General features: G+C 65.4%; 21 protein-coding genes. 14 read left to right on the plus strand and 7 right to left on the minus strand.

Going from position 1 to position 25,070, the window contains the following annotated elements; all coding sequences use genetic code 11:
- Nucleotides 1-4: 4 nt before the first annotated feature.
- On the minus strand, nucleotides 5-1,120 hold the full coding sequence (locus QA649_RS00085) for an FUSC family protein (RefSeq protein WP_283022442.1): 1,116 nt from the start codon (nucleotides 1,118-1,120) through the stop codon (nucleotides 5-7).
- Nucleotides 1,121-1,245: 125 nt separating this feature from the next.
- Here QA649_RS00085 and QA649_RS00090 point away from each other — a divergent pair, with 125 nt between their 5' ends.
- Entirely contained in the window at nucleotides 1,246-2,613 is a 1,368-nt protein-coding gene (locus QA649_RS00090) for an MmgE/PrpD family protein (protein ID WP_283022443.1), read from the plus strand.
- 269 nt (nucleotides 2,614-2,882) lie between these two features.
- On the opposite strand, the gene QA649_RS00095 is transcribed toward QA649_RS00090, so the two are convergent.
- The 3 genes from QA649_RS00095 to QA649_RS00105 all read right to left on the minus strand — a co-directional run bounded on the left by QA649_RS00095 (nucleotide 2,883) and on the right by QA649_RS00105 (nucleotide 6,796).
- Nucleotides 2,883-3,848, minus strand: a complete 966-nt coding sequence (locus QA649_RS00095; RefSeq protein ID WP_283020138.1) for an IS5 family transposase — start codon at nucleotides 3,846-3,848, stop codon at nucleotides 2,883-2,885.
- 96 nt (nucleotides 3,849-3,944) lie between these two features.
- Nucleotides 3,945-5,372: a serine hydrolase gene (locus QA649_RS00100; RefSeq protein ID WP_283022444.1), complete on the minus strand. Its 1,428-nt coding sequence runs from the start codon at nucleotides 5,370-5,372 to the stop codon at nucleotides 3,945-3,947.
- Nucleotides 5,373-5,734: 362 nt separating this feature from the next.
- Nucleotides 5,735-6,796, minus strand: coding sequence for a helix-turn-helix domain-containing protein (locus QA649_RS00105; RefSeq protein ID WP_283022445.1), 1,062 nt, complete (start codon nucleotides 6,794-6,796; stop codon nucleotides 5,735-5,737).
- Nucleotides 6,797-7,078: 282 nt separating this feature from the next.
- On the opposite strand from QA649_RS00105, the gene QA649_RS00110 reads away from it, so the two are divergent.
- The 3 genes from QA649_RS00110 (at nucleotide 7,079) to QA649_RS00120 (ending at nucleotide 11,647) form a co-directional block, all read left to right on the plus strand.
- The gene (locus QA649_RS00110; protein ID WP_283022446.1) at nucleotides 7,079-7,996 is read left to right on the plus strand and encodes a pirin family protein; all 918 of its coding nucleotides are present in this window, start codon (nucleotides 7,079-7,081) and stop codon (nucleotides 7,994-7,996) included.
- Nucleotides 7,997-8,073: 77 nt separating this feature from the next.
- Nucleotides 8,074-8,988 (plus strand): phosphoribosylaminoimidazolesuccinocarboxamide synthase, encoded by a 915-nt coding sequence (locus QA649_RS00115; protein ID WP_283022447.1) that lies wholly within the window; start codon nucleotides 8,074-8,076, stop codon nucleotides 8,986-8,988.
- Nucleotides 8,989-9,430: 442 nt separating this feature from the next.
- Complete coding sequence (locus tag QA649_RS00120; RefSeq protein ID WP_283022448.1) at nucleotides 9,431-11,647, plus strand: SulP family inorganic anion transporter; 2,217 nt, start codon at nucleotides 9,431-9,433, stop codon at nucleotides 11,645-11,647.
- A gap of 262 nt (nucleotides 11,648-11,909) precedes the next feature.
- On the opposite strand, the gene QA649_RS00125 is transcribed toward QA649_RS00120, so the two are convergent.
- Together QA649_RS00125 and QA649_RS00130 are read right to left on the minus strand one after the other, a co-directional pair.
- Complete coding sequence (locus QA649_RS00125; RefSeq protein ID WP_283022449.1) at nucleotides 11,910-13,403, minus strand: NAD-dependent succinate-semialdehyde dehydrogenase; 1,494 nt, start codon at nucleotides 13,401-13,403, stop codon at nucleotides 11,910-11,912.
- Between the two features lie 110 nt (nucleotides 13,404-13,513).
- The gene (locus QA649_RS00130) at nucleotides 13,514-13,834 is read right to left on the minus strand and encodes a hypothetical protein (protein ID WP_157337101.1); all 321 of its coding nucleotides are present in this window, start codon (nucleotides 13,832-13,834) and stop codon (nucleotides 13,514-13,516) included.
- Between the two features lie 344 nt (nucleotides 13,835-14,178).
- Between QA649_RS00130 and QA649_RS00135 the strand changes: the two genes are divergently transcribed.
- Complete coding sequence (locus tag QA649_RS00135) at nucleotides 14,179-15,372, plus strand: serine hydrolase domain-containing protein (RefSeq protein WP_283022450.1); 1,194 nt, start codon at nucleotides 14,179-14,181, stop codon at nucleotides 15,370-15,372.
- A 258-nt stretch (nucleotides 15,373-15,630) separates the two neighbouring features.
- Here QA649_RS00135 and QA649_RS00140 read toward each other — a convergent pair whose 3' ends face one another.
- On the minus strand, nucleotides 15,631-16,632 hold the full coding sequence (locus QA649_RS00140; RefSeq protein ID WP_283022451.1) for an adenosine kinase: 1,002 nt from the start codon (nucleotides 16,630-16,632) through the stop codon (nucleotides 15,631-15,633).
- A gap of 124 nt (nucleotides 16,633-16,756) precedes the next feature.
- Between QA649_RS00140 and murJ the strand changes: the two genes are divergently transcribed.
- From murJ to miaB, 9 genes are all read left to right on the plus strand, one after another.
- Nucleotides 16,757-18,289, plus strand: coding sequence for a murein biosynthesis integral membrane protein MurJ (gene murJ, locus QA649_RS00145; RefSeq protein WP_283022452.1), 1,533 nt, complete (start codon nucleotides 16,757-16,759; stop codon nucleotides 18,287-18,289).
- An 81-nt stretch (nucleotides 18,290-18,370) separates the two neighbouring features.
- The gene (gene trpS / locus QA649_RS00150; RefSeq protein WP_283022453.1) at nucleotides 18,371-19,423 is read left to right on the plus strand and encodes a tryptophan--tRNA ligase; all 1,053 of its coding nucleotides are present in this window, start codon (nucleotides 18,371-18,373) and stop codon (nucleotides 19,421-19,423) included.
- 105 nt (nucleotides 19,424-19,528) lie between these two features.
- Entirely contained in the window at nucleotides 19,529-20,023 is a 495-nt protein-coding gene (locus tag QA649_RS00155; protein ID WP_283022454.1) for a universal stress protein, read from the plus strand.
- A 284-nt stretch (nucleotides 20,024-20,307) separates the two neighbouring features.
- A complete protein-coding gene (locus QA649_RS00160; protein WP_283022455.1) occupies nucleotides 20,308-20,877 on the plus strand; it encodes a NifU family protein in 570 nt (189 codons plus the stop codon).
- A gap of 193 nt (nucleotides 20,878-21,070) precedes the next feature.
- Nucleotides 21,071-21,763: a tRNA (adenosine(37)-N6)-threonylcarbamoyltransferase complex dimerization subunit type 1 TsaB gene (gene tsaB / locus QA649_RS00165; RefSeq protein ID WP_283022456.1), complete on the plus strand. Its 693-nt coding sequence runs from the start codon at nucleotides 21,071-21,073 to the stop codon at nucleotides 21,761-21,763.
- Nucleotides 21,760-22,245, plus strand: a complete 486-nt coding sequence (rimI, locus tag QA649_RS00170) for a ribosomal protein S18-alanine N-acetyltransferase (RefSeq protein ID WP_283022457.1) — start codon at nucleotides 21,760-21,762, stop codon at nucleotides 22,243-22,245. Before tsaB ends, rimI begins: the two co-directional genes overlap by 4 nt.
- 37 nt (nucleotides 22,246-22,282) lie before the next feature.
- Nucleotides 22,283-22,738 (plus strand): Fur family transcriptional regulator, encoded by a 456-nt coding sequence (locus tag QA649_RS00175; protein ID WP_283022458.1) that lies wholly within the window; start codon nucleotides 22,283-22,285, stop codon nucleotides 22,736-22,738.
- A 4-nt stretch (nucleotides 22,739-22,742) separates the two neighbouring features.
- On the plus strand, nucleotides 22,743-23,423 hold the full coding sequence (locus QA649_RS00180) for an HAD family hydrolase (RefSeq protein ID WP_283022459.1): 681 nt from the start codon (nucleotides 22,743-22,745) through the stop codon (nucleotides 23,421-23,423).
- Between the two features lie 190 nt (nucleotides 23,424-23,613).
- Entirely contained in the window at nucleotides 23,614-25,008 is a 1,395-nt protein-coding gene (miaB, locus tag QA649_RS00185) for a tRNA (N6-isopentenyl adenosine(37)-C2)-methylthiotransferase MiaB (protein ID WP_283022460.1), read from the plus strand.
- Nucleotides 25,009-25,070 lie beyond the last annotated feature (62 nt).

Here is a 25,070-nt window from a genome sequence, read left to right on the forward strand (position 1 = left end):
AGAATCACTCCGCCACGCGCACGGACTTGTCGCTTGCGGCCTCCGACCACTCGCCGACGACGCGGTCGAGATCGCAGAGATTCTGGTGCATCTGCTCCAGCGAGAACCCGAGGGCGAAGAAGCGCTCGGCGGTGTCGCCGGGCTGGCCGCGGATCAGGCCGTCATGACGGACGGCCGCGACCGCCTCGGCGTAATGCTGGAGCGCGACGTGGACGGGATGGATCGGCGGCGCGCCCGCGCCTTCGCGCAAGGCCGCGGCGGCCGAACGCAGGAAGCGCGCGATCACGGTCGAGACTTCCGTCAGGGGCGCAGCCAACCGCATCTGCACCTCGACCGGCAGCGGCACCACGGTGGCGCGGCCGATCATCACGACGTCGTGGCGCAGCCGCAGCACGGTGCGCAGCAGCGGGCCGGTATCGGGCCCGCTCGACAGCCGCGCGGCACGCTCGCGCTCGGCCTCGGCGCCGATGGCATTCATGCCGACCATCGCGGTGCCGATGCCGTCCTGGATCCGGTGCAGCGCGTCGTTGTCGCGGCCGCGCGTCAGGCCCGCGAGCAGCTCGGTGAAAGCATCCGCGATCAGTTCGAGCAGCGCAGCCGCAGCGGCACGGATCTGCCGCACGGCGCGCGAGGGCAGCACCAGGAATGAGACCAGGAGGCCCGTGATGGCGCCGACGCCGACCTCGCTGACACGGTCGATCGCCGAGGTCATGGGATCGGAGTGATGCATGGTCGGGACCAGCAGCACGATGATCGCGGTCACCGTCGCCGCGTTGAGACTTGGGTTGATTGCGGCGACAAACGCCAGCGGCGCGACTGCAAGCACCAGCAGCCCCAACAGGCCCGCCTCGGTAGAATAAGGGATCAGGATCGCGATGGCGCCGCCATAGATCGCGCCGCCGATGGTGCCGAGCACATAGTCGCGCGTCGCCTTCAGCGAGCGGCCGACGCTCATCTGGGTCACGATCAGCGAGGTCAGCACCGCCCAGAGCGGCAATAGCAGGTGCAGCGCGGTGGCGATCGCATAGGCGGCGACCGCGGCCACCGTGACCCGGATCGCGAGCCCTATCTGCGTTCGCCGCGACCGGATCCGCTCGAACACCTTTGCTGCGAATGCCATGCTCGACTATCCCGGGTCCGATCCTCATACGCCCAGGCAAAAGCATAGCTGATGCCCGCGGCCGCAAGGCCGCTTGAAAGGCCAAATCAGCCCGCCTAACTTGCCCGCCAAAACGAGGAAACACGATGGCCCACGAAACCGCAACGCTCGCCGCCTATGTCTTCAATCTGAAGTACCAGGATATTCCGGCGGAAGTGCTGGAGCGCGCAAAAGTGCTGACGCTGGACTTCCTCGGCAGCGCGATCCGGGCACGGCGCGAGGCGGAATCGACCCCGTCGATGCTGAAGATGCTGGAGGCGCTGGCGCTCGACACCAGGGGCGAGTCCACCGTGTTCGGCGATGCCAAGACCTGGACGCCGGCGGTCGCGGCGCTGCTCAACGGCGCGCTCGGCCATTCCCTCGACTTCGACGATACTCACGCCGATTCCTCGCTGCATCCGAGCGCGCCGGTGGTTCCGGCCGCCTTCGCCGTCGGCGAGATGGTCGGCGCGTCGGGCCGCGACGTGCTGACTGCGATCGTCGCGGGCTATGAGGTCTGCTGCCGGCTCGGCAATGCGCTCGACCCGACCTCGCATTATGCGCGCGGCTTCCACCCGACCGCGACCGCCGGCACCTACGGCGCGGCCGCGGCGGCCGGCAAGCTGTTCGGCCTCAGCGAGCAGCAGCTGATCGCCGCGTTCGGCGTCTCCGGCAGCCAGGCCGCGGGTTCGCTGCAGTTCCTGATGAACGGCGCCTGGAACAAGCGCTATCAGGTCGGCGCCGCCGCGATGAACGGCGTGATCGCCGCGACGCTGGCGCGCAACGATTTCGTCGGCGCGACGGAATCGGTCGAAGGCAAGCATGGCCTGCTCGCGGGTTACACCGATGATGCGCATCCGGACAAGGCGGTGGCCGAGCTCGGCAAGACCTACGAGACCATGAAGATCGGCGTGAAGCCGTATCCGAGCTGCCGCTACACCCATGCCGCGATCGACGCGCTGATCGCGATGCGGCGCGAGCACAATCTGACGCCGGACCAGGTCAAGCGCGTCGAGATCGGCCTGCACCGCAACGGCATCACGCTCACCGGCGATGCCGCGACCAAGCGCCACCCGCGCTCGATCGTCGGTGGCCAGTTCTCGATGTTCTTCACCGGCGCGCTCGCGCTCGACCAGGGCTCGTTCGGCTGGGACGACTATGGCCGCCTTGGGGACGCCGCGATCGACGCGCTCGCCGACAAGTTCGACGTGGTGCAGGACGACCGGCTCGAGGTCGGCCGCACCCATCCCTTCGGCGCGCGGGTGAGTATCACCACGGATGACGGCGTGCATGAGCGGCTCTATGCGGATCCGTCCGGAGAGCCGAATTCGTTTCCGGATACGCAGGCGATGCAGCAGAAGTTTTTGACGTTGGCCCGCCCGGTGCTGAACGCGCGGGCGGAGAAGTTCGCCGACGCGATCATGACGCTGGAGCGGTTCGATCGCGTGGCCAAGGCGACGGAATTGGGGAGGTAGCAAATTCTCGCTGCGCAGACAGTGCACCCTCGCCCCTTGTGGGAGAGGGTGGATGCGCGGAGCGCAGCCGGGTGAGGGGTCTCTCTCCGCGAGTCCAACTCTCATTTGAATGCGCGGATAGACACCCCTCATCCGGCGCTTCGCGCCACCTTCTCCCACAAGGGGCCTGTTGCGCTACGGCCTTTTGAGGCAGGAGACGTAGGGAGAGAGGGCTGTGTTGACGCCGATTGTCAGGCCGAGATCTGTACTTGGTGCCCTTGGCGGGCGTCTCAGGCGGCGAGCGCGGCCCAGCGCCTCATGTTGAACGCGATGGAGGCAAGCAGGACCTGCCCGCTTGCCTTCATGAGACCGACATAGCGGATGCAGGTCAGCCGCATGCGGCGTTTGAGAGTGGCGAAGGTGGTCTCGACCTGGGCTCGTCGGCGCGCGATGAGGAGGTTGTAGCGTTTGAGCCGAGGCGGTAGCTCCGGGTGATGTCGGTTGGGACGACGGGCGATGCGGGGCTTCTTGCCTTCCGCTTTCAGCCGAGCCCGTCGGGCATGGGTGTCGTAGGCTGCATCGGCCCACACCACGGCTTCATCGCCACGGATCAGTTCGTCGGCCGGCGTTGTGTCGTTGACATTGGCGGGCGTGGTCAGGACTGCGCGGATCAGGCCGGATCCCTCGTCGACACCCATGTGAGCCTTGTAGCCGAAGGTCGAACCACCCTTGCCCTGCCGCTTGGTAAACCGGGCATCTGGGTCGTTTGAGGGACGATCCTGCTTCGGAGGGGTTGACACCGCCTGGATCAAGGTCGCATCCAGCATCGTGCCGCGCTTGAGGATGACCCCGGCATTCTCGAGCTGGCGATCCAGCTCGCCAAACAGCTTCTCCAACAGCCCTTGTTCGACGAGCTGGTTCCGGAAGCGGTTCAGAACCGTGTGGTCGGGCGTCGCATCTTCGAGGCTCAAACCGACGAAGCGCTTGAACGACAACCGGTCGCCCAACGCTTCCTCGAGTTCGCGTTCCGAAAGACCATAGAGCGACTGCAACAGCACCGCACGAAACAGCACCAGCACCGGATAGCCTGGACGACCGGGGCTCCCTTCATCCCGCAGATGGCCGATCAGCTTCTCGAACCGGTACCACTTGACCAGGCCAGCCAGCCGATCCAGCGCTGCATTGGCGCCGGCCCCCTTCGGCATCAGTGCTTCCACAAAGCTCGGCTGTCCCGTCCGCTTAACCGCCATCGTCATCCCCTCAAGGCTTTGCCCTAGGGAATCACAACTGGCGAATTACGCAACAGGCCCACAAGGGGAGAAGGAAGAGAGAGGCGCTTGACGCTCCCCTCCTTAATTCATGCCCGCCATCTTCCCCTTCTCGCGCGTCGCCGCAATCACGTCGCGCACGAGATCGAACACGCCGTCGGCTTGCGGCGGCCAGTTCGGCGAGCGGCCGAGCCGAACGATCACCAGGCGCTCCGACGGGATCACGATGGTGTACTGCCCGATCGTGCCCTTGGCGAAGAAGGCATCGCGCGGCCAGCCGTGTTCGATGCGAAATCTTGCGCCAAAGCGGTCGCCCTGGTTGGTCCAGAAGCCGGCGCCGATGCCGACCCACGCATTCGGTGTCGCCGTCGCGGAATAACTCACCCAGCCCTCGGGGAGGATACGCTTGCCGCCGACGACGCCGTCATTGAGATAGAGCTGGCCGAAGCGCGCCCAGTCGCGCGCGGAGGCCAGCATCTCGCCCGACCCTTCGATCGTGCCGGAGCCATCGAGCTGAAGGACGACATGGCGCATGCCGAGCGGAGCGAACAATTCGCGGCGCGCAAAGCGCAGCGCGCTTTCCGGTGTGCCGCCGGCGGCAACGCGGATCAGATGCGAGAGAATGAGGATGTTGCCGTCGTGATAGTTCCACGCGGTGCCGGGCGCGGTCTCGAGCGGGATGGTCTCGGCATAGGCGGCCATGTCCTTCTCCACGAACTTCATCCGGTTGACCGGCTCGAAGACCGAGCCGAGCGAGGCCTCCAATGAGCTGCCGAGCGCGAGACCCGCGGTGTGGCGCAGCAGCTGATCGACGGTGATGGCATGGCGCGGATCGTTCGGATCCGTCCACGCAGCGACCGGCGCGGGCCCGTCGAGCTTCAGCCTGCCCTGCCGCACCAGCACGCCGATCAGGGCGGAGACCACCGATTTCGTCATGGAGAAGCCGAGCAGCGGCGTCTCAAGTCCGATGCCGTCGACGTAGCGCTCGGCGATGACGCGGCCGGCCTTCATCACGACAATGGCGCGGGTGCGGCGGTAAGGCGGCTGCGCGGGTTCGGTGAAGGCACGGTCGAGCGCGGCAGCCAGCTCGGGGCTTTGCGGCGGCACGATCGAAGGCGCAGCGATCTCGGGCAACAATGCCGGCTGCCCGTCGTCCACCGGCGGCTCGACGGCGGCGACGCCGGCGCCGTGCTCGAGCGTGCAGCCGAGGCCCTCGCGATAGATCGCGTGGCTGCGGCCGATGCCGAACAGCGTCACCGTGACGTCCTTGCGCTCGCGATCGACCTGGGTGTCCATCGCCCAGGTGATCAGGCCGGTCCCGGGCATGGCATCGGTGGTCTCGGTGAAGTTGCGCCTGGGATCGAGGCCGGAGACGAACGTCTCGGAGCAGAGGATGTCGGCGACGAAGCCGGTGGCGATCTGCGGGACGTCGCGGGCGCGCGTCGCGCCGAGCGCGAGACCGATGCAGGCGATGGTGGTGGTCAGGAGGACAATCTTGCGGCGGCGGGTCACGGGCTTTCTCCGGCTGGGACGTATGCCGGGAGGAAGCCGGAACGGGCGGAGCAGCGCTCGCCGGATTTGGAAAATGGCCTGGCTGAAACCGCGACGGCCCGGTCGATTATGGAATTATATAGCCATTCCAATAGCTTGGCACATTGGCGCGATCTTCCCCCGTCATTGCGAGCGAAGCGAAGCAATCCAGAATGTTTCCCCGGAACGGGTCTGGATTGCTTCGTCGCTCCGCTCCTCGCAATGACGTCGTGAGATGAGGCGCGTCACGTTGGCCATTTGACTCGCGGAAACTCCCCCTCACCCGGAATTTGCTCACGCAAATTCCGGCCTCTCCCCAGGCGGGGAGAGGTGAAAAAGAAGCGTCACGCCGCGTTCGCCTTCAGCCGCCGATACTCCGTCGGCGTCACCCCCGTCACCGCCTTGAAGGCGCGGTTGAACGGCCCCAGCGACTGGAAGCCGGCGTCCATGGCGATGGTGATGACGGGGACCTCGGCCTGGGCAGGATCGGCGAGTGCAGCCTTGGCTTCCTCGATCCGGTGATTGTTCAGGAACACATTGAAGTTGCGGTAGCCGAGCCGCTGGTTGATCAGCCGGCGCAACCGGTATTCGGGAATTTTCAGCCGGCCCGCCAGGGCGCCGATGGTGATGTTCTCCTGGCGATAGATCCGCTCGTCCGCCATCAGGCGCATCAGGGCGTCGATGAGATTTTGGTCGGCGGCGTCCTCGGCCACAGGCTGGATCGAGGCGATCGTCGGTGCGGGCTCAGCCGCCATCGGAAACAGATCCGCCCCGTCAACGCGCATCATGGCATAGACGATCGCCGCGACGATGCAGGCGAGCACGCCGGCATTGATGGTTTCGGCGACATCGCCGACGTGGTGGCCGGCGACGGCGATCTGGAGCACCGCGTTCAGCCCGCCATAGAGCGCGGTTGCGCAGACGATGAAGCCGCGAACGCGGCGACGTCGCTCGACCAGGTCGGCCGGCCAGGAGGCAATCATCTGCCCGACCGCAAGCGCGATGAAACCGAGCACGATCAGATTGACCACCGTCACCGAGAACCGCACATGGCCGCTGGGTGCAATCCAGACGCAGCCTGCGAAGCTGAAGGCCGTCACCAGCGCCCAGACCCATCCGTGCCACCAGCGGAGGCGAAACTCGTCGTCGAACAGGGAGCGTGTGAACAGCCAGAACACCACGATGCCGCCGGTCGACAACGCGATCAGCGGTGCATGCAGGAGCGGGATCGGTGACGTGACGTCCACCGAATAGCTCGCCGCGTGCGCGGCCGAACCCAGCGCGAAGGCCGCGGCAAGACGAGCTGTGAGCACTTTGCGAAAGTCCTGCAACAGCGACGCCGCCAGCATCAGCAGCAGCGCGACGGACGCGGCGCGAAAGGCAAGCTCGGTTGCGGCGAGTGTCATCGGGCGATGCGATTGGTCGCGGTTGAAATCAGCCGAACATCGTTTGTTGCGTCCCTTTTTTCAAGGACCATCCGCATGCCAGGGTTAGCGGCGGCACCCACCGCTGTCATCGCCCGGCTTGACCGGGCGATCCAGTACTCCGAGACGGTTGTGATGGAATCGACGGGCCGCGGCATACTGGATGCCCCGCTTTCGCGGGGCATGACAGCGGAGTATGTGTCGCGACGGCGATGCGAAATCCTGCTAACATCGCGGCCAAGAAAGCCAAAAAGGAGCCAACCCATGAGCTGGATGCCCGACAACGATCCCGTGCTCGGCGATCCCAAATCCTGCGACGCGCTCGACCTCGTCATCGTGCCGCGCACCCGCGACCTCGGCGACGGATTCGCGGTGCGGCGCGCGCTGCCGCATGGCAAGCGGCAGATGGTCGGGCCCTTCATCTTCTTCGATCATTTCGGGCCGGTGCAGTTCGTCTCCGGCAAGGGCATGGACGTGCGGCCGCATCCACATATCGGGCTTGCCACCGTCACCTATCTGTTCGACGGCGCGATCATGCATCGCGACAGCGAAGGCAATGTCCAGGAGATCGCGCCCGGCGCGATGAACCTGATGACGGCTGGGCGCGGCATCGCGCATTCCGAGCGCACGCCCGACACGCAGCGCGCTTCGGGCCAGAAGATGCTGGGCCTGCAAAGCTGGATCGCGCTGCCGGCCGGCTCCGAAGAGATCGCGCCGTCGTTTCAGCATTACGCGGCCGGCGATCTGCCGATGATCTCCGAGCGCGATTTTACCGCGCGGGTGATCGCGGGCTCGACCTTCGGCATCACCTCGCCCGTGTCGATGGTCTCGCCCTGGTTCTATACCGAGGTCACGGCCGCGGCAGGCGCGAGCGTGCCGCTCGACCCCGACCATGAGGAACGCGCGATTTACCTCGTCGACGGCGAGGTCGAGATTGCGAACGAGCGCTATGAGGGGCCGCGGCTGCTGATCTTCCGGCCCGGCGACCGCATCACCGTGAAGGCGCTGAAAGCGACGCGGATGATGTTTCTCGGCGGCGATGCATTGGAAGGCCCGCGCCACATCTGGTGGAATTTCGTCTCCTCCAGCAAGGAGCGGATCGAGCAGGCCAAGCAGGACTGGAAAACCGGCCGCTTCGCCGCGGTTCCGCAGGAACATGAGTTCATTCCGCTGCCGGAATAGGCTAATCCGGTCTCCGGCCGTGCCATCAGGCGCGGCCGATGTCCTGTCTTCAAGCCGTCTGCCCGAAAGCTCTGCCGATGACCGCCATGCTCTCCAGCGACCTGCCCCTGACCAAGATCGGCCGCGGCAAGGTGCGCGATATCTACGCCGTCGACGATGATCGCCTGCTGCTGCTCACCACCGACCGCATCAGCGCCTTTGACGTCGTGATGGGCGAGACCATTCCGATGAAGGGCGCGGTGCTGACGCAAATCAGCGCGTTCTGGTTTGGCAAGCTCGAGGGCGTGGTGCCGCATCACATGATCAGCGCCGACACCGACGAGATCATCGCGGCCGTGCCGGCCTTGAAGCCGCACCGCGCCGAGATCCTCGGCCGCGCCATGCTGTCCCGCCGCACCACCGTGTTTCCGATCGAATGCGTGATCCGCGGCTATCTCTCGGGCTCGGCCTGGAAGGAATATGCTGGCTCCGGCACGCTCGCCGGCGAGAAGCTGAAACCGGGCCTCGTCGAAAGCGAGAAGCTGGAGCCTTCGATCTTCAGCCCGGCGACCAAGGCCGAGACCGGCCATGACGAGAACATCACCATCGCGAAGATGCGCGAAGTGGTCGGCGACGAGGTCGCCTACACGCTCGAGAGCATGACGCGCGCGATCTACACGCTCGGCGAGGAACTCGCCCGCGAGCAGGGCATCATCATCGCCGACACCAAGTTCGAGTTCGGCCGCGACAAGAACGGCCGCATCATCCTGATCGACGAGGTGATGACACCGGACAGTTCGCGCTTCTGGGCGGTCGACGCCTACAAGCCCGGCCAGCCGCAGGCGAGCTTCGACAAGCAGCCGCTGCGCGACTATCTCGATGTCGAGCGCCGCGCCGGCCGCTGGAACGGCGACGCCCCGCCGCCGCCACTGCCGGCGAGCGTGGTGGAGGCGACCAGCAAAAGATATCTGGAAGCGTATCGGCGCGTGACGGGGACGGAGCTGAAGATTTAAGCCCGGCTGTTTCCGCGCGCTCCGTCATTGCGAGAGCAGCGAAGCAATCCAGAGTCCCTCCGCGGAGACAGACTGGATTGCTTCGCTGCGCTCGCAATGACGAGGAGGGATTGGTGTTCCTCGTCGTCCCGGCGAAAGCCGGGACCCATACCGCGGAATCTATCGATAAAGCTCGGTCCCGGTACCGACCATTTCACTGCAAGTCTTCGTCAAACTTCTCCCTGTGGTTATGGGTCCCGGCCTTCGCCGGGACGACGGTTGAGTATGGGGCTGCACCGTCAATCTTCACACGTATGATTGACCATTCACACGTCGTGAACGGGATTCCGCACCGGACCGTAGGAAAACTGTCGGATACTTCATAGTTCCACGAATCCTGTTGCGCTAAGCCTCCAATCGTCTACGTCTCAGACGGAGTGTCCCAAGGGGCGAGCGCCAGCACGTGACCGATCCAGCGATTACCTTCAGTCCGGCTCCGCGGTTCAATCCGACGCTCAAGCGTGCGCTGAATGACATATTGGGCGGCAGCGCCGCCAGCGTCCTGACCGTCACGTTCGGGCTCTCCTACGCGCTGCTGATCTTCGCAGGTCCCCTGTCGCCCTATCTGTCCTACGCGATCACGGCGACCTTCATCAGCTCTGCGGTGCTTGCGGCGATCGTCGCGCTCGGGAGCTCCCTGCCCTTCGCGGTCGCCGCCCCCGACAGCTCGACCGCGGCGGTGACGGGAATCCTCGCAGCCTCGCTGGTCGAACGGATCGAGGCGGCGAGCCCGTCGGTGCCGTTGTTGTCACCGGTCCTGATCACGCTCGGCCTGTCGACGGTACTGACAGGCGTGGCGCTGTGCGGACTGGGCCTGACGCGGATGGGCCGTGCCATCCGCTACGTGCCCTACCCCGTGGTCGGCGGCTTCCTCGGCGCCACCGGGCTCCTGATCGTCATGGGTGCGATCCGGGTCATCACCGATCACCCCGTGCAATTTGCGACGCTGCTGCATTTCACCAACGGCACCACGCTGCTGGAGCTCGGTGCCGCCTGCGCCATGGCACTGGTGCTGTATCTGACCTGGCATCGCTCGCGCAGCCCGTTCGGGCTGCCGATCATCCTGGTCGCCGGCGTGCTCACGGCACATCTGGCGTTCTGGATCACGGGCATCTCGCTCGGCGAGGCCCGCAGTCTGGGCTGGACATTCCAGCCGCCGCCGCAGGCGGCCTTCATGGTGCCTTGGCACACCGACGGCCTCGTCCACTATCCCTGGTTCGCCGTGCCGGACCTGCTCGGCAATCTCGTCGCCGTGATTTTCGTCACCGCGTCGAGCACGCTGTTCAACACCACCGGCATCGAGGTCGCCGTTCATCGCGAGGCCAACCTCGAGCGCGAGCTGAACGTCACCGGCACCGCCAACATGCTGACCGGCGTGCTCGGCGGCTATGCCGGCTGCATCTCGGTCAGCCGCTCGATCCTGAACTTCAGCAGCGGCGGCCGCGGCCGCCTGTCCGGCCTCACGGTCGCGGTGATGTCGCTGCTGATGCTCGTGGTCGCGCCGCAATTGCTCGGCTTCATTCCGAAATTCGTGCTCGGCGGCCTTTTGCTCTATCTCGGCGCCGACCAGCTGCACAAATGGATCATCGAGTCGCGCAAGCGGCTGTCGAAGCTCGAATATCTCTCGCTGATCGCCATCATCGCGATCATCGTGGTCTGGGGCTTCGTGCCGGGCATCCTGATCGGCGTGATCATCGGCTGCGCCACATTCGCTTTCAGCGCAGCGCGGGTGGAATCGATCAAGTACAGTTTCGACGGCTCGGAATATCGCTCCTCGCTCGACCGCTCGCGCGACGACCAGGAGGTGCTGCTGGCCCATGGCGGCAAGATCCAGGGCCTCAACCTGCAGAGCTATCTGTTCTTCGGCTCCGCCAACCGGCTTTACCAGCACGTCAAGCGGCTGCTCCATGAGCGCCCCGAATGCCGCTATCTGCTGTTCGACTTCAAGCTCGTCACCGGCGTGGATTCGTCGGCCGCCTACAGCTTCGCGCAGATCAAGCGCAGCGCGGCCGATCTCGGTGTCGAGCTGATCCTGGTGCATCTGTCGGCGACCGCCGAGAAGGTGCTGCGCTCCAGCGATTTCATCGGCGAAGGCGTTATCATCATCGGCGAGCTCGATCACGCGCTGGAATGGTGCGAGAACGAGATCATCTCGCAGCATCAGGGCCTGGCGCAGGAAGAAGCCTCCTTACGCGACTGGTTCACGCGAATCCTCGACAGCGAGAACGACGCCGACGAGCTGATCCGCCGCTGCCAGCGCATCGAGGTCGAGTCCGGCGAGATCATCGTGCAGGCCGGCGATCCCGCCGATTCCATGCATTTCATTCTCGACGGCCGCGTCGGCATCATGGTGCCCGCCGACGACGACCGCACCACGCGCGTACGCAGCCTCGGCCGCTACACCACGATCGGCGAGATGGGCCTGGTGTCGAACACCCCGCGCAGCGCCACGATCCAGGCCGAGGTCGACAGCGTGCTCTACGTGCTCAACACGCACCAGTTCGACGCGATCAAGGATGAAGACCCCGCGCTCAGCCACAAGTTGCTGACCTACTTCGTGTCGGTCATGGCCGAGCGGCTGACATTCGCGAACCGGACGATTGCGGTGCTGCGGCGGTAAGATTTGCGCTACCAGGCCCTATGATAAGGCAGTCGGCGTGACCCATTGCGGTGCGTTGGGACAATAGGTCTCGGCGCCGATTTCCCGATATGATCCTGCGTGCAATCAGCTCTCCGAGCACGACCGGGCGTGCCTCCGATCAAGCTTCTTCTATCGCAATCGCCAACGCCGCCGCTTGCGCTGAGCGCAAACGGCTTCGGTTGCACGCCGTTCCAGACCAGCGCGAGCAAGACGAGGCGGCTTTCGAGCCGCCTCCTGCCAATCACACCCCCGCCATCATCACGTATTTGATCTCGACATATTCTTCCATGCCGTGACGCGAGCCTTCACGGCCCAGGCCGCTTTCCTTGACGCCGCCGAAGGGCGCGACTTCGGTGGTGATCAGGCCGGTGTTGACGCCGACCATGCCCGACTCCAGCGCTTCGGCGACGCGCCAGACGCGGCCGAGATCGCGGGAATAGAAGTAGGAGGCGAGACCGAACGGCGAGGCGTTGCACATCGCGATGACATCGGCTTCATCCTTGAAGCGGATGACAGGCGCGAGCGGGCCGAAGGTTTCCTCCTGCGACACCAGCGAGTCCGGCTTGACGTCGGCGAGCACGGTCGGCTCGAAGAATGAGCGGCCGAGCTCGCTGCGCTTGCCGCCGGTGACGACCTTGGCGCCGCGCTTCACGGCATCCGCGATGTGCCGCTCGACCTTGTCGACCGCCTTCATGTTGATCAGCGGCCCCTGCGTGACGCCGCTCTCGGTGCCGTCGCCGATCTTCATCGCCGCGACCTTCTTCGAGAGTTTCTGCACGAAGTCGTCGTAGATCTTGTCCTGGGCGTAGATGCGGTTGGCGCAGACGCAGGTCTGGCCCATGTTGCGGTATTTCGAGACGATCGCGCCCTCGACCGCAGCATCGATGTCGGCGTCGTCGAACACGATGAAGGGCGCGTTGCCGCCGAGTTCGAGACCGAGCCGCTTCACGCCGACCGAGGCCTGCTGATAGAGGATCTTGCCGACCGCGGTCGAGCCGGTGAAGCCGACGAAGCGCACCGCGGGATGCTCGCACAGCACCTTGCCGATCGGCGGCGCATCGCCGGTGATGATGTTGAGCACGCCCTTGGGGATGCCGGCCTTCTCGGCGAGCACGGCGAGCGCCAGCGCGGAGAGCGGCGTCTCGTTGGCGGGCTTGAGCACCACGGTGCAGCCAGCCGCGAGTGCCGGCGAGACCTTTCGCGTGATCATCGAGTTCGGGAAATTCCACGGCGTGATCGCGCCGCAGACGCCGATCGGCTGCTTGATCGCGAGCAGGCGCGCATCGGGCCGCTGCGTCGGAATGGTCTCGCCATAAACGCGGCGCGCTTCCTCGGCGAAGAACTCGATATAGGCGGCGCCGATGTCGACCTCGCCGAGCGCCTCGGAGAGCGGCTTGCCCTGCTCGGAGGTGAGGATCAGCGCGAGGTCCTCACGGTTGGCCGTAATCAGCTCGAACCATTTGCGCAAAATGTTGGAGCGCTGCTTGGCGGTGTGCTTGGCCCAGGCCGGGAAGGCGCGCTCGGCGGCTTCAACCGCCTTGGTGGTCTCGGCCGCACCAAGCTGCGGGACCTTTGCGAGCTCGACGCCGGTGGCGGGATTGTTCACCGCGAAGACCGGCGTGCCGACCCACGCGCCGTCGATGTAGCAGGCCTCCTTCAGCAGCGAGGGGTCCTTCAACCGGTCGCGCAGGGTGGCAGTGGCTTGCGTGGCGCGGGCGGCGGCGGTCGGGGTCATGGCGTTCTCCCTCAGGGCGATCAGATTGGCCCGGAATATAGGGAGAGACGGTGCGCAATGCACCGCCCCGCAACGCACAGCTGATGGCAGCTAAATTCGGGTCGGCGAGGTTACGCCGCGCCGCTCATATAGGTCTCGCGCCGGCCGATCATGCGCTCGGCGGCGGCCTTGGCGTCGGCCTTCGAGGAGGTCGCGCACGTCCGGTATTCGAGATCGGGAACGTCGGAGGTGTCGCGGCGGCCGAACCAGCTCTTCGAGCCGACCGGCAGCAGCGCCAGCGCCTGCGCCAGATTGTCCACCGCGCCGAAGGAATAGAGCGCGCCGGTGCCGGCGACACGAACCTCGTAAATACCGGGCGAGATCGGCGCCTCGAGGTTGTCGCCCCGTCCGGGACGGGGATAGCGCTTCCATTCGCTCCAGGTCGAAATCATTTGAGGTCCCCCGCGGCCGGGAGCCGGCCGCCAAATTTGCATCAAGTCTTAACGTCGGCCGTCGATTGGCCGAGTGCTGAACGTCGCAACGCACAAAATGTTTCAAGTGCTTCCAAACACGCAAAACATATCGCCACGACCCATCCATGGTCACGGCTCGTTGCGGTCATCCACCGCAGAATGTGACGGAGTGTTGCCGTCCAGCCGCCTTGTCGTCCTGCGTAGGGCGCAGGCCGTCAAGTCACGACATCGCGACCGGGGTGAAGGTTGGGGCGCTTGCCGCGCGCGACCTCCAGGAGGACAATCGATCACTTCCAACAATAATCAAACCGGAGGAAACGCGCATGCAAAGCCAGGCCCAGATCGACGAGATTCTGCGCAAGACCAGCGATGCCAAGGAGATTCCCGGCGTCGTCGCGATCGCCGCGAGCGGTAGCGACGTGCTGTATCAGGGCGCGTTCGGAAAGCGCGACCTCTCCAAGCCCGATGCGATGACGCTGGACAGCGTGTTCTGGATCGCCTCGATGACGAAGGCGGTGACATCGGCGGGCGCGATGCAGCTGGTCGAGCAGGGCAAGCTGTCGCTGGATACGCCGATCGGCGACGTGCTGCCCGATCTCGCCAAGCCACAGGTGCTCGAGGGTTTTGACGCCAAGGGCGAACCGAAGCTGCGGCCGGCCAAGGGCGCGATCACGCTGCGCCAGCTCATGACCCACACCGCCGGTTTTGCCTACAATGTGTGGAACGGCGATCTCGCGCTCTACTTGGAGAAGACCGGAATCCCGAACATCTTCTCCTGCCAGGACATCGCGCTGAAGACGCCGATCATGTCTGATCCCGGTACGCGCTGGGAATATGGCATCAACATCGACTTCGTCGGCAAGGCAGTGGAAGCCGTCAGCGGCAAGCGGCTCGATGCCTATCTGCGAGACAATCTCTTCACCCCGCTCGGCATGAGCGACACCGGCTTCAAGATCACCGACAACATGCGCCAGCGGCTGGTCGCCACCCATGCTCGCGGCGAGGATGGATCGCTGGCGCCGATCCCGTTCGAGATCGAGCAGAATCCGGAATTTTGCATGGGTGGTGGCGGCCTTTACGGCACGGCCGGCGACTACATCAAGTTCACCCAGATGATCCTCAACAAGGGCCGCGGCAACGGCAATCAGGTGCTGAAGCCCGAGACGGTCGCGCTGATGGGCCAGAACCACATCGGCGATCTCACCATTGGCAAGATGACGACGGTTGCGCCCGTGTACACCAACGATGTCGATCTCTTCCCTGACATCGTGAAGAAGTGGGGGCTGTCCTTCCTGATCAATACCGCCAAAACGCCGGAGGGCCGCAGTGCCGGCAGCCTCGCCTGGGCTGGTCTCGCCAACACCTATTTCTGGATCGACCCGGCGCGCGACGTTTCCGGCGTGATCCTGATGCAGGTGCTGCCGTTCGTCGACGCCAAATGCATCGAGGCCTTCACGGGATTCGAGCGCGGGATCTATGCCGGGCTCGATGCGGGGAGCGGGCAGAAGGCGGCGTGAGGCGCTGAGTGTTTTGCCGCACAACGACTGTCATTCCCCGCGAAGGCGGGGAATCCAGTACGCCGCGGCTTCTCGGTAAACCACTGACGTTTCGGAGCACTGGATCGCCCGGTCAAGCCGGGCGACGACAGCGGAGGATGAGGCGCGCATCTGCATCCACATCGTCATTGCGAGCGTAGCGAAGCAATCCAGTCTGTCTCCGCGGAGGGATTCTGGATTGCTTCGCTTCGCTCGCAATGACGGCGGAGAGAGCGAGGACTAAACCGTCAACCCGCGCTGGCCGGCCAGCTCCTTGAGCGACACCAGCGGCCGCGCGCCGATGTGCTGGATCACTTCGGCGGCCGCGAGCGCGCCGAGCTCGCCGCACTGCTTGTACGCGAGATTGCGCGACAGACCGTAGAGGAAGCCGGCGGCGAAGAGGTCGCCGGCGCCGGTGGTGTCGACGACCTTGTCGACCGGGAAGGCCGGCGCGGCGACGGCGTCTTCCGACGACACCACCATGCAGCCCTTCTCGCTGCGGGTGACGACGCCGAGATTGACGTCGTTGCGCAGCTGCTTCAGCGCGGTGTCGAAATCCGAGGTCGTGTAGAGCGAGTGCAGCTCGGACTCGTTGGCGAAGACGATGTCGACGGTGCCGCCCCGCATCAACGAGAGAAACTCGTCGCGATAGCGGTCGACACAGAAGGAATCCGACAGCGTCAGCGCAACCTTGCGCTTGGCGTCATGGGCGATCTTGGCCGCCTTGACGAAGGCATCCTTGGCGTTCTTGGGGTCCCAGAGATAGCCTTCGAGATAGACGATGCCGGCGGCAGCGATCTCGGCCGGGTCGATATCGGCGGGCGACAGGTCCTGCGCCGCGCCGAGATAGGTGTTCATGGTGCGCTCACCGTCATCGGTGACGAGGATGTAGGAGCAGCCGGTGGCGGGGCCGTCCGTCGCGGCGGGCGTGTTGAAGGCAACGCCCGCGGCGCGGATGTCGTGGACGTAGAGCTTGCCGATCTGGTCGTCCTTGACCTTGCCGACATAGGCGGCACGCGCCCCCAGGCTGCCGATGCCGACGATGGTGTTGGCGGCAGATCCCCCCGAGACTTCCGTTGCCGGCCCCATGTCCTTGTAAATGGCGGCGGCGCGCGCCTCGTCGATCAGGGACATGCTGCCCTTGGTCATGCCGTGCTTGGCCAAAAAGGCCTCGTCGGTCCTGACCAGCACGTCGAACAGCGCGTTGCCGATCCCGAGAACGTCATATTTCACGTCAGCCATTCACCTTGATCCTGTTTGGCGGATTGCGATCCCTGCGGAAATCCGCTTCCTGTCGGTCTGAAATCTGGCTCGCGGCCTATCACGACCGGCCCTGCCCGGGCAAGCAACGGTATTATAACGTCCGATGATCCGCTCCTTCCTGACAGTTTCGACGGGAACACTGGCCTCGCGCCTGCTCGGCTTTGCGCGCGATTCCATGATTGCCGCGCTGCTGGGCACCGGCGCGGTGGCGGATGCGTTTCTGGCGGCGTTCCAGCTCGTCAACGTGGTGCGACGGCTGCTCAGCGAAGGGGCACTGAATGCGGCGCTGATCCCGGCCTGGCTGCGCGTCCGTGACCGCGACGGCGAAGCGGCGGCATCCGCCTTCGCGGGCCGCGTGCTCGGCACGGTCAGCGTGGCCCTGATCGCGATCTCGGCGGTCATCGCGCTCGTGATGCCGCTGATCATCACGATCATCGCACCGGGCTTTCTCGGCAGCGCCACGCTCGATCTCGCCGTCGCGAATGCGCGGCTGATGCTCCCCTATCTCGCCTTCGCCGGACCCGTCACGGTGCTGATGGGACTGCTCAACGCGCAAGCGCGCTTTGCACTGACCGCCTTCTCGCCGCTGCTGTTCAACATCGCGCTGATCGTCGCCATCGCCGCGCTCCTGGTCGGGCATACTGATGCGACCTTCGCGGCGTGGATGCTGGCGGCCACCGTCGGCATCGCCGGCCTGCTGCAATTGCTGATGCTGCTGTCGCAGCGCAGTGCGAATCTTGCGACACCGTTGCGCGTGAGCTTCGACAAGGAGATGCGCGGTTTCTTCGCCAAGGCGATCCCCGGCATGATCGCAAGCTCGGGGCCGCAATGGCTGATGGTCGCGGGCGCGATCATCGCGTCCGCCACGCCCTCCGCCGTGTCCTGGCTTTATTTCGCCAACCGCCTGATCGAGCTGCCGCTCGGCATCGTCGGCGTCGCGATGGGCACCGTGCTGGTGCCGGAGTTGACGCGCGCCGTCACCAGCGGCGACCGCGACGCCGTGGCACATGCGGAATCGCGCGCGCTGGAGCTTGCAGCCGGGCTGGCGCTGCCGGCGACGCTCGGCCTGGTCGTGCTGGCGGAGCCGATCGTGCGGCTGCTGTTCGAGCATGGCGCCTTCGGCGCGGACGACAGCGCGGCGACGGCGCATGCATTGATGTGGCTGGCGCTGGGCCTGCCGGCCCACGTGCTGATCAAGGCGCTGTCGCCGGCGTTCTATGCCCGCAGCGACACGATGACGCCGCTCATGGCCACGGCCAAAGGATTTGTGGTCGCGGTCGCGCTCGCCGTGCTGCTCGGGCATTTCTTTGGCGCCAGCGGGATCGCGGCGAGTATCGCGGCCGGCGCCTGGAGCAGCGCGATTTCGCTGCTCCGGAAGGGCACCAGCGAGTTTGGCTTCTCGATCGACGGCGCCGCGCGAAAACGGCTGCCGCGGATCGCGCTCGCCGCGGCCGCGATGGGCACCCTGCTCTGGCTGTCCGCGGCTCTGATGCCCGCCGAGGCGCATGGCCTGATCCGCTTCATCGTGCTGGGCGTGCAGATCGCGGCCGGGATCGCGGTCTATGGCCTCTTGCTGCAAACCCTCGGCGCCGCCTCCTGGCGCGAGGCGGCTGCGGCCTTGAAACGGCCCGCCTAGCGGATGGGATAAGCGAATTACCCTTGACGGAGCAGCGCCGCTGTTGGAAACGACGGCCAAATACCTATGGGAAGGCTGACCATGCCATTCGTTGAACGGGTCTTTTCGGGCGTCCAGCCGACGGGCAATCTGCACCTCGGCAATTATCTCGGCGCGATCGTCAACTTCGTGAAGATGCAGGAAACCCACAACTGCATCTATTGCGTCGTCGACATGCACGCGATCACGCAAGGCGTCGACGTCTGGGGTGGACCGGTCGAGCTCGCGCGCAACACCCGCGAGGTGACGGCGGCGTTCATCGCCAGCGGCATCGACCCGAAGAAGCACATCGTGTTCAACCAGAGCCAGGTCTCGGGACACGCCGAGCTCGCCTGGATCTTCAACTGCGTCGCGCGCATGGGCTGGCTCGGCCGCATGACCCAGTTCAAGGAGAAGGCCGGCAAGGACCGCGAGAACGCGTCCGTGGGTCTGTTCGACTATCCCGTGCTGATGGCCGCCGACATCCTGCTCTACCGCGCCACCCACGTTCCCGTGGGCGAGGACCAGAAGCAGCATCTCGAGCTCTCGCGCGACATCGCGCAGAAGTTCAACAACGATTTCGGCGACTCGATCCGCAGCCACGGCGCAAATGACGGCCTGTTCTTCCCGCTGCCGGAACCCTTGATCACGGGCCCGGCGACGCGCGTGATGAGCTTGCGCGACGGCACCAAGAAGATGTCGAAGTCGGATGCCTCCGACAATTCGCGCATCAACCTCACCGACGACGCCGACACCATCGCGCAGAAGATCCGCAAGGCGAAGACCGATCCGGAGCCGTTGCCGTCAGAGGAAAAGGGCCTGGAAGCCCGTCCCGAGGCCGACAATCTCGTCGGCATCTTCGCCGCGCTCTCCGGCCGGCCCAAGGCCGACGTGCTCAGGGATTTCGGCGGCGGCCAGTTCTCCAGCTTCAAGAACGCGCTCGCGGAGCTGTGCGTGACGAAGCTCGCGCCGATCGCCGGCGAGATGAAGCGCCTCGTCGCCGACCCCGGCCATATCGACACGATCCTGAACGAGGGTTCCGACCGGGCCCGCGCCATCGCCGACGAGACCATGAAGCTGTCGAAGGACATCGTCGGCTTCATCCGTCGGCGCTAAGGCGCGATCGCAACACCGGTCGGCGCCACGGCGCCGGCCGCTTCGCCTCTCCCAAACATTGCGGGAGTGTGGCAGCATGCGAGCCGTGCACATGCCGGGACATGCATGACCAGCAAGCGACTTTGCTTTGAGCCGGGTCACAAGCCCAAATGCCTCGTCGTCGTCGACGACAGCGCCGAATGGGATCGCGCGGTCTATTACGCCAGCCGCTGGGCGATCCGAGCCGGCGGCGGCGTGGTGATGCTGCGCATCATCGAGCCCGAGGAGCAGACCCAGGAATGGCTGGGGGTCGCCGACATCATGCGCGCCGAGGCGCAGGAGGCGGCGGAGGCCGCGCTCGACCGCGCCGCCGGGAGAGCCAACGGCATCGCCGCGATCACGCCGGAACGGGTGATCCGCGAGGGCGCCGCGATGGAACAGCTGCTCGCTGTCATCGACGAGGACCCTGATATCGCCATGCTGGTCCTTGCCGCCAATCCCGGCGCGGAGGGCCCGGGACCTCTGGTCGCGCTGCTCGCGCATGAGCTCGGCACATTCCCGGTGCCGGTGACGATCATCTCCGGCGCGCTGAGCGACCAAAGCGTGGATTCGCTGTCGTAGGGCGCTGCCTCTTACCCTCCCCTGGAGGGGGAGGGTCGATCGCGCGCAGCGCGAGCGGGGTGGGGTGACGGTGTTTCCCCATCCAACAGTGCCCGTGCGGAGAGATCACCCCACCCCGGCGCTTCGCGCCGACCCTCCCCCTCCAGGGGAGGGTGAGCGGCCCCTAACTCACTGAAACCTATAGGCGAAATTGCTATCCTCCCCTTGACCGTGCGTTCCCCGTCGCCATCTGCTAGGTGATAGAGCACGCGCCGGCCTTGAACCGGTGACGTCTGGAGAAAACCATGTTCATTCAAACCGAAGCCACCCCCAATCCCGCCACGCTGAAGTTCATTCCCGGCCGCGTCGTGGTCGACGGCAGCCCGATGGAATTTTCGAGCCGCGAATCGGCCGCGCGCTCGCCGCTGGCCGAAAAGCTGTTCGAGGTTCCCGGCGTCACCGGCGTGTTCTACGGATCGGACTTCATCACCGTGACCAAGGCGAGCGGTGAATGGCAGCAGCTCAAGCCCGCGATCCTTGGCGCCATCATGGAGCACTACATGTCCGGCGCGCCGCTGCTCGCCGGCGGCGAAGCGCACACCGATGCCGATCTCGACGACGAGGACGAGTTCTTTGACGAGGCCGATGCCGAGACGGTCGACATGATCAAGGACCTGATCGAAACCCGCGTGCGGCCGGCGGTCGCCAACGACGGCGGCGACATCACCTTCCGCGGCTTCAAGGACGGTATCGTCTATCTCAACATGAAGGGCGCCTGCTCCGGCTGCCCGTCGTCGACGGCAACGCTCCAGCACGGTATCCAGAACCTGCTCAAGCACTTCGTGCCCGACGTGGTCGAAGTCCGGCCGATGTAAGCGAGCTGTCGTAGGGTGGGCAAGGGCGCGCTTGCGCCGTGCCCACCGAAACGGTTGTGGTGGGGACGCTTCGCTTTGCCCCACCCTACGAAGTAAGGCATTTGGGAGGCCTGCAAATCGTGCGTGACGAATGGCGAATAGACGCTCGGTTCGCTAGACTGCTTTCCATTCGCCACTCGTCATTCGCTCTTCCATGCTGATCCTTGCCATCGATACTGCGCTCGAGGCGTGCGCGGCGGCCGTGCTCGACACCGACGCCGGCGAGCTCCTTGCGCAGGAGCAGCTTCTCATGAAGCGCGGCCATGCCGAAGCGCTGATGCCGATGATCGCGCGCGTGATGCAATCTGCCAATCTCGCCTTCACCTCGCTCGACCGCGTCGCCGTCACGGTCGGCCCCGGCAGCTTCACCGGCCTGCGCGTCGGCATCTCGGCAGCGCGCGGTCTTGCGCTTGCGGCGAAACGGCCGGCGGTCGGGCTGACGACGCTGTCGGCCTATGCCGCCACCGTCGTCGGCCAGAGCGGAACGGCGCCGGTGATCTCCGCCATCGATGCGCGGCACGATCACGTCTATTTCCAGATCGTCGCCGGCGACGGCAGCCTGCTGGTGCAGCCGGGCATCGCGCCCATCAATGATGCGATTGCAGCCTCGCAATTCGGCGCGCCGCATCTGGTCGGCAATGCCGCGAACATCCTGGCCGATCGCTGGCCGAAGGATGCGCCGCCGCCGGTCGCGGTCGACGCGCAGCCCGCGCCCGACATCGGCTGGCTCGCATGGCTCGGCGCTGCGGCCGATCCCGAAACGAATCCGGCGCGGCCGTTCTATCTGAAGGCGCCCGACGCAAAGCCGGCCGCAACTCCGCTGCTCGCACAAGCCGCAAGCTCATGATGAGATGGCTGTCGGAATGGTGGCGCGGCGGCACGGCCGCCGTCGAGCCGGTTTCCTTGCGCGATGCCGCGCGGCTGGCGCAGCTTCACGGCGCCTCCTTCGCGCAGGGCTGGGGCGAAGCCGAGTTCGAGAACATGATGAGCGAGCGCAACACGCTCGTGCATCGGTTGCGCCTCGGCCGCAAGATCATCGGCTTTGCCGTCTCGCGGATCGGCGCCGACGAGGCGGAGATCCTCTCGGTCGCGGTCGACCAGGCCCATCGCGGCCGCGGCCTGTCCCGCACGCTGCTGATGACCCATCTCGGCCATCTCGCGGGGCGCGGCGTGCGCACGATATTTCTCGAAGTTGAGGAAAATAACCAGCCGGCGCGGCGGCTCTACGACCGGGCCGGATTCATGGTGGTCGGACGCCGCGAACGCTACTATAAGCAGCCCAATGGGGAACAATTGAACGCCCTTCTGATGCGACGTGACTTGTCGTAACATCGATGGCAGAAAGCGCCCCTCAGGCAGACAGATCATGACCGCACTGAAACCCTCTTCCGCAACCAAGGCGTCCGGCATCGAGGCGCGCTGTGCCGCCACCGGCATGCGCATGACCGAGCAGCGCCGTGTCATCGCCCGCGTGCTCGCGGAGGCGGTCGATCATCCCGATGTCGAGGAACTGTACCGGCGCTGCGTTGCCGTCGACGACAAGATCTCGATCTCGACCGTGTATCGCACCGTCAAGCTGTTCGAGGACGCCGGTATCATCGAACGCCATGATTTTCGCGAGGGCCGCGCGCGCTATGAGACGATGCGCGACAGCCACCACGATCACCTCATCAATCTGCGCGACGGCAAGGTGATCGAATTCACCTCCGAAGAGATCGAGAAGCTTCAGGCGGAGATCGCCCGCAAGCTCGGCTACAAGCTGGTCGACCACCGGCTCGAGCTCTATTGCGTCCCGCTCGACGACGACAAGCCGACGAATTGATTTAGTGCCCATCGATCTCATCATCTTCGATTGCGACGGCGTGCTCGTGGACAGCGAGGTGATCTCCTGTCGCGCGCATGCGGATGTGCTGACGCGGCACGGCTATCCGATCACGTCGGAGCAGGTGTCCGAGCGCTTCCTTGGCCGCTCGACAAAACAGGCCAACCTCGAGATCGAAACCGAGCTCGGCCGCAAGCTGCCCGAGGCCTATCACGGCGATCTGCAGGACGAGCTGTTCCGCGCATTCGAGGCCGACCTCGAGGCGATCCACGGCATCCACGACGTGCTCGACGTCGTGACGCAACGTGTCTGCGTTGCCTCGAGCGGTTCGCATCCGCGTATGCGCGTGAGCCTCGGAAGCACGGGGCTCTATGAACGCCTCGCGCCGAACATCTTCTCGTCCTCGCAGGTGACGAACGGCAAGCCGGCACCGGACCTGTTCCTGTTCGCCGCCAGGGAAATGGGCGTGCCACCCGAGCGCTGCGTCGTCATCGAGGACAGCCTGGCCGGCATCGCCGGGGCGCGGGCGGCTGGCATGACCGTGTTCGGCTTCTATGGCGGCAGCCATTGCGGGGCCGGCCATGCCGAGACCCTGCGGCAGGCTGGTGCCGACCTGACCTTCTCGGATATGCATCAATTGCCGGAACTGGTCCGGCGGGTCGAGGCGGAGGCTCTGGCGGGCTGATTCCATCCCCTCGCAGTCATTCCGGGGCACGCGCAGGGCGCGTGAACCCGGAATCTAGTGGAATTAGCTCGAGATTCCGGGTTCGCGACTGCGTCGCGCCCCGGAATGACGGGTTCAGGCCCCATTCGCTGGATTTTCGCCCGTCCAACCTATATCTGAGGGCCGTCCTCCACCGCCATTTTCGGGTTCCATGACGCCGCCGCGCAAGCTGCACATCAAATCATATGGCTGCCAGATGAACGTCTACGATGCCCAGCGCATGGTGGACACGCTGGCTCCGGAAGGATTCGTGGAGACGGCGAGCGCCGAGGACGCCGACCTCGTCATCCTCAACACCTGCCATATCCGCGAGAAGGCCTCGGAAAAGGTCTATTCCGAGCTCGGGCGGCTGCGCGTCGCCAAGGACGAAGCTGCGCGCGGAGGCCGCGCGATGCAGATCGCGGTCGCGGGCTGCGTGGCGCAGGCCGAGGGCGAGGAGATCGTGCGCCGTGCGCCGGTCGTCGACGTCGTGGTGGGACCGCAGAGCTATCATCATCTGCCGGAGCTCCTGAAGCGCGCCGGCAGTGAAGGCCGCGCGATCGAGACCGAATTTCCGGCCGAGGACAAGTTCGGCTTCCTTGCCCAGCCGAAGCCTGCAGCGATCCGCGCGCGCGGCATTTCCGCCTTCGTCACGGTGCAGGAAGGCTGCGACAAGTTCTGCACCTTCTGCGTCGTGCCTTACACGCGAGGCTCGGAAGTCTCCCGCCCTGTCGCGAAGATCGTCGACGACGTGAAGCGGCTTGCCGACAACGGCGTGCGCGAGCTCACCTTGATCGGCCAGAACGTCAACGCCTATCACGGCGAGGGGCCGGACGGAAAAACCTGGCCGCTCGGCCGGTTGCTCGAACATCTGGCGGCGATTCCGGGGATCGCGCGGCTGCGCTATTCGACCAGCCACCCCCGCGACGTCGATGACAGTCTGATCGCGGCGCATCGCGATCTCGATGCCCTGATGCCGTTCGTGCACCTGCCGGTGCAGTCGGGCTCGGACCGGATTCTTGCCGCCATGAACCGGAAACATACCGCCGATGATTATCTCGACGTCATCGACCGTTTTCGTACCGCGCGCCAAGACATTGCTTTTTCATCAGATTTCATCGTCGGCTTCCCCGGCGAAAGCGAGCAAGATTTTCTCGCCACCCTCGCGCTTGTCACGCAAATCGGTTACGCTGCGGCTTATTCGTTCAAATACTCCGCCCGGCCGGGAACGCCGGCCGCGGACATGCAGGAGACGGTGTCCCCCGCCGAGATGGACCAGCGATTGGAGCGGCTCCAGGAACTGATCGACAGCCAGCAATCGGCCTTCAACAGGGCCGCGATTGGCTCGACGGTCGATGTGCTGTTCGAGCGTCCGGCGCGCAAGGACGGCCAGATCGTCGGCCGCACCGCTTTTCTCCAGCCCGCCCATGTGATGGCCTCGCCCGACATCATCGGACAGATCCTGCCTGTCAGGATCGACAGCCTCGAGCGCTACAGCTTCCTCGGCGAGCTCGCGACACCGCGCACCGCGCGCGAGCCCGCTTTACCGCAAGCCACTGGAGCCTGAACCCTTGCCAAAAAGTGCATCGGATTCGTCTTCTATCGCTCCCAGCCGCAAATTTGACCGCG

Source organism: Bradyrhizobium sp. CB1717 (assembly GCF_029714325.1).
GTDB lineage: Bacteria > Pseudomonadota > Alphaproteobacteria > Rhizobiales > Xanthobacteraceae > Bradyrhizobium.

Bases quoted from the DNA above. Each gene is read 5' to 3' on its own strand.
- QA649_RS00140 (WP_283022451.1), bottom strand. From the start codon at position 16,632: ATGGCTGACGTGAAATATGACGTTCTCGGGATCGGCAACGCGCTGTTC.
- QA649_RS00095 (WP_283020138.1), bottom strand. From the start codon at position 3,848: ATGACGATGGCGGTTAAGCGGACGGGACAGCCGAGCTTTGTGGAAGCA.
- QA649_RS00115 (WP_283022447.1), top strand. From the start codon at position 8,074: ATGACCGCCATGCTCTCCAGCGACCTGCCCCTGACCAAGATCGGCCGC.
- QA649_RS00135 (WP_283022450.1), top strand. From the start codon at position 14,179: ATGCAAAGCCAGGCCCAGATCGACGAGATTCTGCGCAAGACCAGCGAT.
- QA649_RS00085 (WP_283022442.1), bottom strand. From the start codon at position 1,120: ATGGCATTCGCAGCAAAGGTGTTCGAGCGGATCCGGTCGCGGCGAACG.
- QA649_RS00110 (WP_283022446.1), top strand. From the start codon at position 7,079: ATGAGCTGGATGCCCGACAACGATCCCGTGCTCGGCGATCCCAAATCC.
- rimI (WP_283022457.1), top strand. From the start codon at position 21,760: ATGATGAGATGGCTGTCGGAATGGTGGCGCGGCGGCACGGCCGCCGTC.
- QA649_RS00175 (WP_283022458.1), top strand. From the start codon at position 22,283: ATGACCGCACTGAAACCCTCTTCCGCAACCAAGGCGTCCGGCATCGAG.
- QA649_RS00090 (WP_283022443.1), top strand. From the start codon at position 1,246: ATGGCCCACGAAACCGCAACGCTCGCCGCCTATGTCTTCAATCTGAAG.
- trpS (WP_283022453.1), top strand. From the start codon at position 18,371: ATGCCATTCGTTGAACGGGTCTTTTCGGGCGTCCAGCCGACGGGCAAT.
- murJ (WP_283022452.1), top strand. From the start codon at position 16,757: ATGATCCGCTCCTTCCTGACAGTTTCGACGGGAACACTGGCCTCGCGC.
- miaB (WP_283022460.1), top strand. From the start codon at position 23,614: ATGACGCCGCCGCGCAAGCTGCACATCAAATCATATGGCTGCCAGATG.
- QA649_RS00130 (WP_157337101.1), bottom strand. From the start codon at position 13,834: ATGATTTCGACCTGGAGCGAATGGAAGCGCTATCCCCGTCCCGGACGG.
- QA649_RS00125 (WP_283022449.1), bottom strand. From the start codon at position 13,403: ATGACCCCGACCGCCGCCGCCCGCGCCACGCAAGCCACTGCCACCCTG.
- QA649_RS00155 (WP_283022454.1), top strand. From the start codon at position 19,529: ATGACCAGCAAGCGACTTTGCTTTGAGCCGGGTCACAAGCCCAAATGC.
- QA649_RS00105 (WP_283022445.1), bottom strand. From the start codon at position 6,796: ATGACACTCGCCGCAACCGAGCTTGCCTTTCGCGCCGCGTCCGTCGCG.
- tsaB (WP_283022456.1), top strand. From the start codon at position 21,071: ATGCTGATCCTTGCCATCGATACTGCGCTCGAGGCGTGCGCGGCGGCC.
- QA649_RS00160 (WP_283022455.1), top strand. From the start codon at position 20,308: ATGTTCATTCAAACCGAAGCCACCCCCAATCCCGCCACGCTGAAGTTC.